Raw genomic sequence first — 12,550 nt, 5'->3', positions numbered from 1 at the left:
GTTTGGAGATGCTCTTGCGCGTCTATGCCAAGTGTCTGGACGGGCAGGAGGACCTCGCCCGGAGCCGAATCGAGGCGGCTCTCGGAGCTCACCAGCAGTGAGATTCCAGCGCCATGTCGTGAGCGTGCCTCGTCGAGCCCGGCCCAAGAAGGAGTTCCGAGCAACCATGTCCGCGTGGCTCAAGTCGAAATAAACAAGAACGTCTGACGCCTCCAATACTGTGTCCCTAGCCAAGCGTTGCGATGTAGGAGCTGATGTGTGTGAGTAGGGCTGAGCGTCCCGCAGTCGTCCCCAGTCGCATCCCGTCTACGCACCCATTACACGAGCCATGGGAGCTCACGGAAGAGCAGCGGGAGGTCTTCAGGGCCCGCGCTCGACAGGCCCGCGATGCCAAGTCAGCAGGCCTGAGGGGTGACGGACCTGAGCCCAAACATCAGGTGAACGTGCCGAATTATGACCCAGAGTTGCTGATGCCTGAGCAGCCTGCACGCGAGGTAAACACCCTCTCCCTCTTTAGTGGCGGAGGGGGCCTCGATCTCGGCTTCGCTCGGGCTGGGTTTGGACATGTTGCCTCGTTCGAGATCCTTGAAGATGCGGCCGCGACCCTCGTCAAGGCCAAGCCCGACTGGGACGTGTACGGCGGCGACGATGGAGACGTCCGCGGTGTCCGGTGGCAGGACTGGCGGGACCAGGTCGACGTTCTACACGGAGGGCCGCCCTGCCAGCCCTTCTCCCATGCCGGACGGCAACGTGGGAAGCTCGACCCTCGGGACATGTGGCCCGAGTTCGTCCGGGCCGTCAAAGGCACCCGGCCAACCGCCTTCATAGCAGAGAACGTTCCGGCGCTCGCTGGCGCCAAGTTCTCCGCTTATGTGCGCGAGCAAATCACCGAGCCCTTGGAGAAGGACTACACAGTCTTTCAAATGGTGCTAAGGGCACAGGACTATGGCGTCCCGCAGGTTCGGCGGAGAGTGTTCTTCATTGGCTTCCGCAGTAAACGTGCAGCCGCCAAGTTCGAGCCGCCGGCCCCTACGCATTGCTGGCCGGAATCGGACGCCGGTCAGTTACAGGCGTGCATGGGTATCCGTCAAGCACTCGGATTACCTGACATTGGGTTCGATGATCTGAGTCCCACTATTCGGAGCACTCTAAATGGGCCTAGGAATACGACGTCGATTCTGAACAGTGTTTCGGCACAGCGTCGATTCGAGCGTCTAGAAATATGGCCGAACGGCGTCGCCGCCACGAGGGAAAAGGCCCGTATCTTCCCGGCGGCCAACGGCCACTTCCGCTTGTCTGTGCGTGACGTGGCGCTGATGCAGGGTTTCCCCGAGGACTGGCCATTCGTCGGACCGACGTACATGGCACTTGGCCAGATCGGCAACGCAGTGCCGCCCCCGTTGGCCTACGCCGTAGCCTCGTCGGTCGGAGCCGCCTTGGATGCCAAGTAGTCGCTAACCATCTGACGCAGAGTCGCCGCGTGATCCTCGACGATTCTCGGCCAACCATCGAAATAGGACTTCTCGATGTGAGGATTGTTGAGGGTCGCGCCGCGACGGATTACGTAGGCGCAACGTGCCTGCAAGATGCCCAGCATCCTGTCCGGCGAGTAGAGCCCGCCAGGAAGGTCTTGCGCTTCCTTGTATTGCTTGGCCGACCATTGGCGCTTCATGATCCATTTAGCCTCGTCCAGCGTGTAACTGTCCTTCACCCCGAGAATCTCGGCCAACACCCCATGGGTTACCAGACGTGAGGCGGAGTGTTCCAAGATGGCGTCTGGGCGCACGTAATTTTCCTTGTCCCGGATCCACGGCGCCATGTCTGCAGGCGATGCGTAGAGGCAGTAGAGGAGCTCTGCGCCGCCGGGCGAGTACACACCGAAGATCCAGTGCTGATCCTTCCACTTGATGATGTGATCGGGTCCGAAATCCCGCACCGTCGACACCGAGCCTGACGTGGTCGACTTCAGCTCGAAGGGGATCAGCTCGTCGCCCATCTTCAAGTAGGCGTCGATGTCTGCCCGTGAGCGGTCGGGCGGCACATGCAAGTTGAATAGCTGGAGAAGCTGTCGCTCGCGTTCGTCATCCTGTACCGGCACGCCCATAGCTTGCCTGATCCGAGGTTAGAAGCAAGGCTTGCCCCGTGGATCTGCCACCTGCCCCATCGTCCGCGGCGGTTCGTGACCGGTTCCGACGCCAACGTACGCGCGACACCGCGCCAGAGGTGGCGCTTAGACGGCAGCTCTATCGGCAGGGCCTCCGCTATAGGGTCGACTACCGACCCCTGCGACAGCACCGCTGGAAGGTCGACGTTGCCTTTGTTGGCCTCCGGGTCGCGGTGTACGTCGACGGCTGTTTCTGGCACAGCTGTCCCGACCACGGGCTCAAACCCAAGTCGAACAGCAAATGGTGGCGAGAGAAGCTTGTGCACAACGTCCTACGCGATCGACGGGCCGACGCGGCCTTAGGTGAAGCTGGGTGGGAGGTCGTACGCGTGTGGGAACACGAGGACCCCGTCGTTGCGGCTCGGCGCGTTTGTGAGGTCGTACGCACTCGCAAGGACCAAGTTCGCAAATCGCTAGCTGGCGAAGCTGCGATCGAGCAGTGATTGGCTCGTCGCGTTAGCGGCTTCGTAGGGTCTGAGGCATGGTGCGTACGCGGGTCTGGTCGCCCCCTTTCGCGACGACTCACGACCGGTGGCGTGATGCTGTTTGGGCTTGTGAATTGGTGACTGCTCGGCAGGACCGACAAGCCACAGATGCGGTCAGCTAGGGGGATGCTGGCAGTCCGGACCTCAGTTCCAGTGCGCGTACAGGTGGAGACGTTCGGCCACCGGGTCGCCACCGAAGTCGCTGCCCACCTCGCCCGTGGTGGCGTTGACCACGACGGCGGCCAGAGACGGCTCCTGTCGACGCGCGCAGTCTCGGTCGGCTACATCGTCGGCTGTCTGATGCTGCTCGTCCTGGTCGCGGCCCCGCTGCGCCGGTCGGGCGCCTACACCCTGCCCGACTTCGCCGAGACCCGCTTCGAGTCCCGCTGGTCCGCCGGATCTGCTCCGGCCTGGTCGTCGGCATCGGCACGCTCTACCTGCTCCCCCAACTGCATGGCGCCGGCCTGGCCGTGCAAACGGCCACCGGCGCCCCGCCATACGTGGGTGCTGCGATCGTCGCGGTGATCGTGGTGATCAACGTCGCCGTGGGTGGAATGCGCTCGATCACCTTCGTGTCGCACAAGGTGAGCGGCAACAGTCCAGCACTAGACCTGTCAGGCAGGCTCTGCGGAATCGACGCGATCCTGCCTGACAGCCCCACCCCGAGAGACGGGCCCGGCACCTTTGCCGGGTCCGTCTGTCGTTCAGCCGGACTGCAAGGTGGGCCAGAGTTCGAAGAAGGCGTCGCGGGAGCGGATGCCGCGGAGTTCCTCGGCGGCGTGGAGACGGCCGAAGGTGAAGGAGTTGCCGCCGTCGAGGTGGACCTCGATCGCGAGTTGGCGGAGGAGGTCGCGAGACACGACGCTGTCCTGGTGTTCGCCGAGGACTTCCTGGACCTCTTCGGCCCGGGCGGCCAACCCGGCGGCTTCGTCACCCAGGACCGGTGCGGCGGACTCGGCGGCGTACCGGAGCCGTTTGGCGGCCTTGCGCACCTCGTGGAGCTGATGATCCTGCTCGGCGCTGTCCTCGGCCGACTCGGCGCGACGGACGGCCTTGCTCATCCGGCGCCAGTCGTGGTCGAGCAGCTCGGGGAGCTGCTTGGCGGCCTTGCGGTCGTCATCGGTCAGCGGCGGCTTGGCGATCAGCTCGTCCAGCGCCTCGAGCAGCCGGAAGTAGCGCTCGCTCTCCAGCGCGGCCAGCGCACCCGCTCGGCCGGCCTTGTAAACCGCGCGCAGATGGTCGTCGATCCGGCCGGCGACGCGGCCCATCACCAGTTCGACCGGCTGCTCCGCGACCTCCTCGGCGAAGTGCTCGCGCTGCACCTCGGCGTCCCGCGCCACGCCGAGCTCGCCGGCCAGCCACTTCAGCTCCGCCCGGATCAGGTGCCCGGCCGCGCGGTCCACGACCGGCCGGTACGTCGCCAGTGCGGACCGCAGCCGCCGGGTCGCCACCCGGAACTTGTGGATCGAGTCCGGGACATCACGCCGTACCTCGGGGTCTCGCTCGCGGATCGCCTGCAGCTGGGCACCGGCGTAGGCGCGGAACACGTCCGAGGTCTTCGGTTTCTTCGGCAGCTCCCAGGAGTCAACCACCGGGACCCGGTCGCCCAGCGCCCGCGCGAGCTTGCTCGGGGCCGCGGCCGGCTTGGCGCCTGCGGACCGCAGTACCTCGCCCGCGGCCGCCAGCAACTCCTGGTCCCCACCGACGAGCTCGACCTCCCACTCCCGCCAGCTCTGCGGCTCGCCACCCTCGACGGTCGCGGTGACGCGGTCGTCGGCGAGCTCGGCGAGCACCTTGCCGTTCTCGTCCAGGAGGCGATGCACGGTGCGCTTGGTGTTGAGCGTCACGACGGGGATCAGCTCGTGGTCCCGGACGTGCACCCGCACCGAGCGGACGATCGCGACCGGCACCTTGCGAACCGCTCGCCCGAGTGGGTAATGGACCTCCAGCCGCTCGCCGCCTGACACGGGGAACTTCACGTGCCAGCCGTCGTCCTCGCCGCCGGTCCGGCGGCGCAATGTCACCTTGTTCGCGGTCAGGTCCAGGCCGGCGGTGTCGAAGTACACCGCCTCCAGGTTGAGCTTGACCGGTCGCGCCACCTTCGCGACTCCCGGCAGCTCGGTCAGCGCCGGAAGACTCGTGTCGTCACCGACGTCGTACTTGGTCTCGATCTCCAGCTGCTCGCTCGGGGGCATACCCACTTGTTTACCAGGTATTCATGAACTGGTCAGCTGAGCGCTCGCAGGTCGGCGATGAGGCGCTCCAGATCCGGTCCGGCACGCCGTTGGGTGACGTCGGCCGGAGCTGCCGCCGCTGGTTGCGGTTCAGTCCCCGGCAGATCAGTATTGGCGGACGAACTCGTAGGGGCCGGGGTCCAGCCGCTCTTCGGCGGCACCTGCGGCGCCGAGGACTGCCCTTACGGCGATTGGCCGTTCTTGGCGCCAGACATGGGCAAGTGGGGTGGCCTGTTGAATATCTTTCGGGAGGAATGAGGGGCGCTCCGTTGACAGAGGTCCGGACAACCGACTCGTGGGGCCACGTCCTGCGCCTTGTCTGCGGAGTGTGCAACGCGACGAAGAGCGGTGCCGACCTCGCTGAGGCCGGTCTCGTGCTGTCGATTCTGAAGAGCATGAGCCGAAGGTCTAGCGGACCCGAACCAAGGTGTTTGCCCTATACGTGCCCGCATGTCCCGCTTCCTGCATGTCATGTGGGACATATGCGCTGGTCAGGAGCGTCTTCGGTGGCCCGATGCTGTCCGGTCTTGAAAACCGGTATGGCGGGTGACCGTCATCGTGGGTTCGAATCCCACACCCTCCGCCTTGTGATGTGTCGAGACGTCCTGGGCAGGTGGAAGGGGCTATTCGAGCGGCTCGAGGACGAAGAGGGGGATCTTGCGGGGGGTCATGGTCTGGTAGTCGGCGTAGCCGGGGAACGCGGCGACGGCCCGGTCCCACCACAGCTCGTACTCGGCGCCCTCGAGCTCGCGGGCGACGTACTCCTTGGTGACTTCGCCGTCTTGCACCGTGGCCTTCGGGTCGGCCTTGAGGTTGTAGTACCAGACCGGATTCTTCGGGCCGCCGCTGTTCGACCCGACGGCGAGGTACACACTGTCGTGCTCGACGCGCATCAGCGGGGACTTGCGGATCTTGCCCGACTTCGCGCCGCGTGTGGTCAGCAGCACCACCTTCAGGCCGCGCACATCGATCACGTCGGTGGTCCCGGCCTCGGTGACCTTGTCGACCTCTTCCCGGACCCACGCGGTCGGACTCGGCGCGTACTCCTCAGCGTTTGACGTCATCTCACCAACCCTAATGGTGATACGACACCAATCGCCGAGCGTCTCAGCTCTCGGCGCTACTCGGTGAGGGCGTCGCCTCGGGTGGTTCTGCGGTAGAGGACGGTGCCTGCGACTCGGGTCCGGGTGACGAGTCCGCTCGCGTTCAGGACCGACAGGTGCTGGCTGATGGCTCCGGGGGTGAGTCGCAGCCGGCGGGCGAGTGCGGTGGTGGTGGCGGGCTCGGCGAGCGTGGTCAGGATGCCGGCGCGGGTTCGGCCGATCAGGGCGGCCAGTGCGTCGGGCGGGGGCGGTGGAGTGGTCTCCCACAGGGTGGCGACGCCGCGGACCGGGTAGGCGATCATCGGTTGGTAGCGCGCGCCGACGTACCCCGGCTTCAAGCGACCGGTCATCGTGCGTACCCACGGCCATCCCATCGCGAGCGGCACCAGGGTCAGCCCGGTCCCCGATAGCTCTCCGCTCCAGTCGTAGGGATCCGCTACGGACAAGCGGTCGCCGTCGAGGGTGACGGTCTCGTGCAGGTCGTCGAACAGCGCTTGCAAGCCGCCGGTGGCCAGTCGTTGTGATCGCCACAGCACGTCGGCCTCGAGAAGTCGCAGGATGCTGGGCCAATGCCGGGCCAGCGCCACATCCCAGTAGGCCTGGAGCGTGTCGACGATGCGGAGGGCCGCGGCCTCGGGGTCCGCACGGATCCGGTCCGCCAGTTCCTCGGGCACGTCCGCCACGTCGCCGATGTCGGTGATGACTTGCTGCGCTTCGGTACGCCGGATTCGGTCGAACTCGCCGGCGATGTCGGGCTGCGGTTCGGATGGTGTGAAGGAAATGAAGTCGGCAATCCATCCGCGCACCGGAGCGAGCGTGAACACCTCGGTCAGGTCGAGATCGGCGACCAAGGGCCGGGTTGCGCGCACCCAGGAAAGGTGCAGCGAATGTTCGCCGGGCGCCCGCAGCGCGACCGTGCTGAACACCAACTCCATCAGCGGTGAGAACGCGAACCTGATCCGGGCCACGTCCTCGGGTCGTAGCCGCCACTCGATCACTCGAGCCTCCTCGCCGGCGTTCCGCTGCGTGTTTTAGGTCAGGCTAAAAGTATCGCCGTCTCGCGTTGCCCCGGCCACAGTCGTCAAGTCGGGTCAATGGGCTCCGACTTTCTCACAACAGGGCCAGAAGGCCCGACAAGGCGAAAGGAACCCGAGATGAGCAAGGTATTCATGGATGTATCGATGTCCCTGGACGGATTCTCGGCCGGACCGAACATCCGGCCGGAGGAGCCGATGGGGGACGGCGGCGAACGGCTGCACGAATGGGCTTTCTCCGGAGAGGGGCCGGACGGCGAGATCGACGGCGCCATCCGCCGGGAGCTGGACGCGATGGTTGGCGCCACCATCATTGGACGGCGTACTTTCGACCTCGGTCTGGCTCCGTGGGGCGGTACGCCGTGGCCCGGCGTACCGAGCTTCGTCGTCACCCACCGGACCAGGGAGGACCTTCTCGGCGACAACGGAGGGACGTTCGCCTTCGATGGGCTGGAGGCCGCGGCCCGGCGTGCCAAAGCTGCCGCGGGGGACAAGGACGTTGTGGTGCTGGGTGCGGACGTCGGTGGGCAGCTGATCACGGCCGGTCTGCTCGACGAGGTGTGGATCCATCTCGTCCCCCGGCTGATGGGGGAGGGCACGCGGCTGTTCGATGGGATACGGGCCGAACTGATCGCAGACGGAAAGCCGGTCGCGGGAGCCGCTACTCACTTGCGGTACCGCGTCGCCAGGGACGAAGCCGTCCGATGAATATCGCGATGTTCAGTAGCTTTCTCGTGGCCGTGCTGGTCATGCAGGTGATCCCCGGTCCCGGAATGCTCTTCCTCCTTGCCAACGGAGTCGCCGGCGGGGCCCGCGCCGGCGTGGCGGTGGCCTGCGGAGCGGCCGCTGGGATGCTGGTCCACACGACTCTGACGGCACTCGGGCTTGCTGCACTGCTTAATGCAGCGCCACAAGCGTTGGTGGTGATCAAGGTGATCGGCGGGCTGTATCTGCTGTGGCTTGCTCTTCAGGCATTCCGGGCGCGCCAGCAATCCGTGGCCACCGAACCCGTTCGACAGGGAAAGCGGTTCTGGAGCCTGTTCGGCCGCGGGGCACTCAACAACCTGGCCAATCCGAAGATTGTTGTGTTCTACGTCGTCTTTCTGCCCCAGTTCGTGGATCCGGCAGTTGGTAACGTGACCCGCCAATTGTTCGTCCTGGGTGGAACGATGCTGCTCGTCGGGCTCATGGTCGACCTGCAGATCGGACTGCTGGCCGGCCGGCTACGCGGGGTTCTGCTCCGCAGCCGCATCTTCCGGCAGATCCTCAACAAGATCACCGGAACCATCTACGGAGCACTCGCCGCCCGCCTCATCACCGCCCACTGAAGGCGAACTATGGCGAAGGGACATGGGTGTGGATGTCGACGATGCTGCGGAGCGGTTGGGGTTCACCGGGGCGGCGCGGGCCTGGGTGCGTGGGTTGCCTGACGGCGTGCGGCTTCCCGATGACGCCGAGCGTCTCCTGGGGTCCTGCGGAGTGTCGGGCGCGAGCTTGCAGCGCGCATTCGTGACTCATCTGCGCGCTGGCCGGCACTGGCACACGCGCACCGGCATCCTCCGCTTGGAGCTCGCGTGGGGTTGACGGAACGGGCGCTGAAACATGTGGCGGCGCTGTCGTCGGGTGCACTCGTCGGCGGCTCCGGCTCGCGGTCGACGTACTGCGGGAGCACGCTGACTTCCGCGGTTCGCAGTATGTCGAGCTGGGTGAGCGGATCGCGGTCGGTGGGGTGCTGACGCCGCGGGTGATCGGTGACGTGGCTGGTGAGTACGACGAGCAGGCGCTGAAGCGGGTCTGGCACTGCCTGGCGCGCTTCGGGCTGGCAGGCTGGACGTATGGAGCTGAGGATTCCGGTCGGTCGGGATGAGGTCTGGGCAGAGCATCTGGCGGGTGACGGGGTGCCTGTGGTGTTGCTGCACCCCGGGATCGGCGACTCGCGCGTCTGGGATCTCGTGATGCCCGGGCTGACCGGCCACCGGGTGGTGCGGTACGACGTCCGCGGTTACGGCCGGTCCGCACCGCCGACGACCGAGTTCTCGCTGCTCGGGGACTTGGTCGCCGTATTGGATCAGCTCGGGCTGGAGCGCGTGCAGCTGGCCGGGTGCTCGATGGGCGGGGGTACGGCGTTCGGACTGGCGCTCAAGCAGCCCGAACGGGTCGTCGGGCTGGCGCTGCTGTGTCCGGGAGTGCCCGGGTTCCCCTGGCCCGACGAGCCGGAGCTCGACGCCGAGGCCGACGCTCTGAGGGAGGCTCGGGATGTCGACGGGATGGTGCGTCTCGGGTTACGGTTGTGGGCCGCGGCGGGGGATGACGACGCCGCGGTCGCTCAGCTGCGGTCCGCCGTACCGGCGTGGTTCGAGCAGCGGCAGTATCTGAAGGAGGATCCGCCCGTCTACGACCGCCTGCACGAGCTTCAGGTGCCGACCGCGGTCATGGTCGGCGACAAGGACCGCCCTATCCTGGCCGCCGTCGCCGGCGCGACAGCCGCCCGGATCCCCGGCGCCGAGTTCATCTGGATGCCCGGCGCCGACCACCTCCCAAGCCTCCGCGACCCGGCCAAAGTGCTCGACACCATCCTGCGGCTAGCTCGTTGACGGGTAGGACAGGTGCTGGTGGATCAGTTGCCAGCCTTGGGGGGTGTGGGTGAAGACTCGGGTGGAGCGGGACTCGGTGTCGACGCCGGCGGTGGTGACGTGGTCAATGCCCCAGGCGATGGCGAGGGTGCCGGAGGCTTTCACCACCGCGTCGGGGGTGGTGAAGGTGATGGGGTCGGTGGTCGATTCCAGCCCGGACTTGCAGACTTCGCGGACTGCTGCCTTGCCGGTGTAGTTGCCGTTGACTTCGTAGGAGACGACGTCCTCCGCGATCGGGTCCATCAGGGCGTCGAGGTCGCGGGTCGCGGTGTCGGCGGTCCAGCGGTCGAGGATGCGGCGGATGTCCGCGGTGGCGACGGCGGGTGGTACGTCGTCGTGGGGGAACGAGTGATGTTCGTGGGTGACGGTCCAGCGGTCGTCGGTCCTGCGGAGACCGATGGTGAGGCGCAGCCGCAGCGAAGGATTCTCGTCCGGGGTGCCGCAGCGGAGTAGGGCGAAAGCGAAGGCGACGTCCGAGCCGGCTGTCACCTCCAGCGACTCCAAGGCGAACGTCGCGCCAGAGCGTTGCCACTCGAAGAAACCAGGCCACGTCTCGCGGTAGGCGTCCAGGCCGCGCACTCCGTCGTACGGCGGGGGTACGTCGAACATCACGATGTCCGGCGCGTGGTCGGCCAGGACCGTGGCCAGGTCACCGGTGTGCACCGCAGTGACCCAGTCCTCGATCAGCGTGCGGATCTCCTGCTCGTCAGTCATCTCTGGTCCATCCATTAGAGGCTCTGTCACCCCTACAACCCGGCGCCGGACGCGAACTCATCGCGGCAGCGACGACGGCAGTCCGAACGACGGGAAGTCCGCCTCCAGGTAGGAGACGACCTCGGCGATCTCCGTCCCGCGGAGCACGACCACGTCGAGCCCTCCCGGGACATAGCGCGAGCCGTCCCACAGGTAGGTACCGAAGGCGAGCTGACCGTTCGCACGGGCCGGCAGGAAGCGCCACTCCGACTGCAACGGCCCGTCCAGCAAGAACGACCGGATCGCAGCGCGGCCGGCGAACCACTCCGGCAGCGGCGGCATCGAGTACTTCGCGTCCTCTGCCAGCATCGCGACGATCGCGTCGACGTCACGCGCCTCCCACGCGGCCATGTACCGCCGGACCAGCTCCCGTTCACCGGATTCCCCCAGCGCGTGCAGCGTGGTCTGCTGGCTCGGCACCGAGCTCACTACGGCCCGGGCTCGTTGCAGTGCACTGTTGACTGCGGCAACCGACGTCTCCAGGAGTTCCGCCACCTCACGAGCAGTGAACGCCAGCACCTCGCGCAGAAGCAGCACCGCACGCTGCAACGCCGACAGGTGTTGTAGTGACGCCACAAACGCGAGCTCCACGGACTCCAACGCCAGCACCCGAGCTTCCGGGCTCAGCGACGCAGTCCACGACAGCCGACTCATCGGGTACGGCTCCAGCCACAGGACCTCGGCTGAGCCGTCCACGTCGACAGGCAGCTCCCGGCGGCCGCGGCGTTCGATCAGCGTGAGGCAGCGGTTCGTGGCGATCTTGTAGAGCCATGGCCGGATCGAGCCGCGGTCCACGTATCCGCTGAGACCGCTCCACGCGCGGACCAGCGTCTCCTGTACGGCGTCCTCCGCATCGGCATCGGATCCGAGCATCCGGTAGCAGTGCGCGTGGAGCTCACCACGCCACGGCTCAACCAGCTGTCCGAAGGCGTGCTCGTCACCGGCGCGTGCGGCGTCCAACAGCTCTCGCATCACCTGCACGCTAACGAATGGCTGGCCCAGCGCTCCAGTGTCGCCGCGGCCCGGCCACTGTCCACAGCCTGCCGGCACCGCTCCAGACAGTCCGCCAACTGTTCAAGCAACAGGCCGTTTTCCAACTCCAGGGTGGCCAGTGCAGCCGCAGCATTCAGCAGTACGACGTCCCGCACCGGCCCGGGCTCACCGTCGACCAGACCGCGCAGCACGCCGGCGTTGAAGGCAGCGTCGCCACCACGCAACTCGGCCAGTGAGGACGGCCGCAGCCCCAGTGAGCGCGGGTCGAAGACCGTGTCGCGAGCGGAGCCTCCAGACACCACCCACATCCGCGAAAGCCCGGTGGTGGTCAGCTTGTCGAGGCCGTCGTCACCTCGGGCCACGAGGGCGGATTTTCCTTGCTGGGCGAGCGCATGTGCGATCACCGGGAGCATGCGGGGGTTGGCGACGCCTACTAGTTGATGCTTCGGGTCGGCGGGGTTGAGCAACGGTGCCAGGACGTTGAACGCGGTGGGGACTGCCAGCTCGCGGCGTACCACCGCGACCTGGTGCAAGACCGGGTTGAAGCGTGGGGCGAACAGATAGGTCAGTCCGACCTCGGCAGCCACCCGAACCGCGTCAGACGCCGACAGGTCGAGTGAGACGCCGAGGTGCTCCACCAAGTCGGCAGAGCCGCCCGCTGATGACGATGCAGCCCGACCGCCGTGTTTGACCACGGTGACGCCGGTGGATGCTGCCACCACCGCGGCCATGGTGGAGACATTGACCGCACCGGTCCGATCACCGCCCGTCCCGACGATGTCCACGAACGGTCCGGCGATCCGCACCGGCGTCGCGTGCGAACGCAGTACCGAGGCCAGTCCGGCGATTTCGTCGGCGGTCTCCCCCTTCGCCCGCAGAGCGATCAGGAAGCCGGAGATCTGGGCCGGTGAGGCGTCTCCCAGCACCAGTTGGTCCATCGCCCAACCGGTGTCCGCCGCAGTCAGGTCGGAGCCGGCCAGGAGCGCGGAGATGAGTCCGGACCAGGTCCGGAGTGTTGTTGCCATCGGCAATCCTCAGGGTGCTGGGCCGCCCAAGAGGAGACATCACAACGGCCGCCTCGAAGGAGACGGCCGGGTGGGTTACGCGCGGAAGCAGCCGTCTAGTCGACGGCCCACCACATACCCGCGCGC

At 66.7% G+C, this 12,550-nt stretch carries 14 protein-coding genes and 1 tRNA gene; 8 read left to right on the top strand and 7 right to left on the bottom strand.

Features of this window, described 5'->3' with window-relative positions:
- Positions 1 to 443 precede the first annotated feature (443 nt).
- Positions 444 to 1,451: a DNA cytosine methyltransferase gene (locus tag ACXC9Q_RS18680; RefSeq protein WP_457057849.1), complete on the top strand. Its 1,008-nt coding sequence runs from the start codon at positions 444 to 446 to the stop codon at positions 1,449 to 1,451.
- Here ACXC9Q_RS18680 and ACXC9Q_RS18675 read toward each other — a convergent pair.
- Positions 1,406 to 2,098, bottom strand: a complete 693-nt coding sequence (locus ACXC9Q_RS18675; protein WP_457057848.1) for a hypothetical protein — start codon at positions 2,096 to 2,098, stop codon at positions 1,406 to 1,408. The two genes, ACXC9Q_RS18680 and ACXC9Q_RS18675, sit on opposite strands and share 46 nt — an antisense overlap.
- A 44-nt stretch (positions 2,099 to 2,142) precedes the next feature.
- On the opposite strand from ACXC9Q_RS18675, the gene vsr reads away from it, so the two are divergent.
- Both vsr and ACXC9Q_RS18665 read left to right on the top strand, forming a co-directional pair.
- The gene (vsr, locus tag ACXC9Q_RS18670) at positions 2,143 to 2,607 is read left to right on the top strand and encodes a DNA mismatch endonuclease Vsr (RefSeq protein ID WP_457057847.1); all 465 of its coding nucleotides are present in this window, start codon (positions 2,143 to 2,145) and stop codon (positions 2,605 to 2,607) included.
- Positions 2,608 to 2,802: 195 nt separating this feature from the next.
- A complete protein-coding gene (locus ACXC9Q_RS18665) occupies positions 2,803 to 3,174 on the top strand; it encodes a sodium:solute symporter family transporter (protein ID WP_457057846.1) in 372 nt (123 codons plus the stop codon).
- 179 nt (positions 3,175 to 3,353) lie between these two features.
- On the opposite strand, the gene ACXC9Q_RS18660 is transcribed toward ACXC9Q_RS18665, so the two are convergent.
- Positions 3,354 to 4,844, bottom strand: a complete 1,491-nt coding sequence (locus ACXC9Q_RS18660) for a CYTH and CHAD domain-containing protein (RefSeq protein WP_457057845.1) — start codon at positions 4,842 to 4,844, stop codon at positions 3,354 to 3,356.
- A gap of 533 nt (positions 4,845 to 5,377) precedes the next feature.
- Here ACXC9Q_RS18660 and ACXC9Q_RS18655 point away from each other — a divergent pair.
- Positions 5,378 to 5,466: transfer RNA gene (locus tag ACXC9Q_RS18655), tRNA-Ser, on the top strand.
- Between the two features lie 40 nt (positions 5,467 to 5,506).
- Here the strand turns inward: ACXC9Q_RS18655 and ACXC9Q_RS18650 are convergent.
- Positions 5,507 to 5,947: a nitroreductase family deazaflavin-dependent oxidoreductase gene (locus ACXC9Q_RS18650; RefSeq protein ID WP_457057844.1), complete on the bottom strand. Its 441-nt coding sequence runs from the start codon at positions 5,945 to 5,947 to the stop codon at positions 5,507 to 5,509.
- Between the two features lie 56 nt (positions 5,948 to 6,003).
- Positions 6,004 to 6,984 carry a DUF5937 family protein gene (locus ACXC9Q_RS18645; RefSeq protein ID WP_457057843.1) on the bottom strand — a complete coding sequence of 327 codons (981 nt, stop codon included), beginning with the start codon at positions 6,982 to 6,984 and terminating at the stop codon, positions 6,004 to 6,006.
- Positions 6,985 to 7,140: 156 nt separating this feature from the next.
- Here ACXC9Q_RS18645 and ACXC9Q_RS18640 point away from each other — a divergent pair, with 156 nt between their 5' ends.
- From ACXC9Q_RS18640 to ACXC9Q_RS18625, 4 genes are all read left to right on the top strand, one after another.
- Positions 7,141 to 7,728, top strand: a complete 588-nt coding sequence (locus ACXC9Q_RS18640; RefSeq protein WP_457057842.1) for a dihydrofolate reductase family protein — start codon at positions 7,141 to 7,143, stop codon at positions 7,726 to 7,728.
- On the top strand, positions 7,725 to 8,348 hold the full coding sequence (locus ACXC9Q_RS18635) for a LysE family translocator (RefSeq protein WP_457057841.1): 624 nt from the start codon (positions 7,725 to 7,727) through the stop codon (positions 8,346 to 8,348). The genes ACXC9Q_RS18640 and ACXC9Q_RS18635 overlap by 4 nt, the downstream gene beginning before the upstream one ends.
- A gap of 28 nt (positions 8,349 to 8,376) precedes the next feature.
- Positions 8,377 to 8,604: a hypothetical protein gene (locus ACXC9Q_RS18630; RefSeq protein WP_457057840.1), complete on the top strand. Its 228-nt coding sequence runs from the start codon at positions 8,377 to 8,379 to the stop codon at positions 8,602 to 8,604.
- A gap of 251 nt (positions 8,605 to 8,855) precedes the next feature.
- Positions 8,856 to 9,614: an alpha/beta fold hydrolase gene (locus ACXC9Q_RS18625; RefSeq protein WP_457057839.1), complete on the top strand. Its 759-nt coding sequence runs from the start codon at positions 8,856 to 8,858 to the stop codon at positions 9,612 to 9,614.
- Here ACXC9Q_RS18625 and ACXC9Q_RS18620 read toward each other — a convergent pair.
- Genes ACXC9Q_RS18620 through trpD form a run of 3 tightly spaced genes read right to left on the bottom strand, consistent with a single transcriptional unit; the run spans position 9,603 to position 12,424 of the window.
- A complete protein-coding gene (locus tag ACXC9Q_RS18620) occupies positions 9,603 to 10,367 on the bottom strand; it encodes a YybH family protein (RefSeq protein ID WP_457057838.1) in 765 nt (254 codons plus the stop codon). The genes ACXC9Q_RS18625 and ACXC9Q_RS18620 overlap by 12 nt on opposite strands.
- Before the next feature lie 57 nt (positions 10,368 to 10,424).
- A complete protein-coding gene (locus ACXC9Q_RS18615) occupies positions 10,425 to 11,378 on the bottom strand; it encodes a sigma-70 family RNA polymerase sigma factor (protein ID WP_457057837.1) in 954 nt (317 codons plus the stop codon).
- Positions 11,378 to 12,424, bottom strand: a complete 1,047-nt coding sequence (gene trpD / locus ACXC9Q_RS18610) for an anthranilate phosphoribosyltransferase (protein WP_457057836.1) — start codon at positions 12,422 to 12,424, stop codon at positions 11,378 to 11,380. Before trpD ends, ACXC9Q_RS18615 begins: the two co-directional genes overlap by 1 nt.
- Positions 12,425 to 12,550 lie beyond the last annotated feature (126 nt).

It is taken from the genome of Kribbella sp. CWNU-51, from assembly GCF_054073265.1.
The sequence above is the reverse complement of the archived record's forward strand: the minus strand, read 5'-3'. Positions and strand labels throughout refer to the sequence as shown.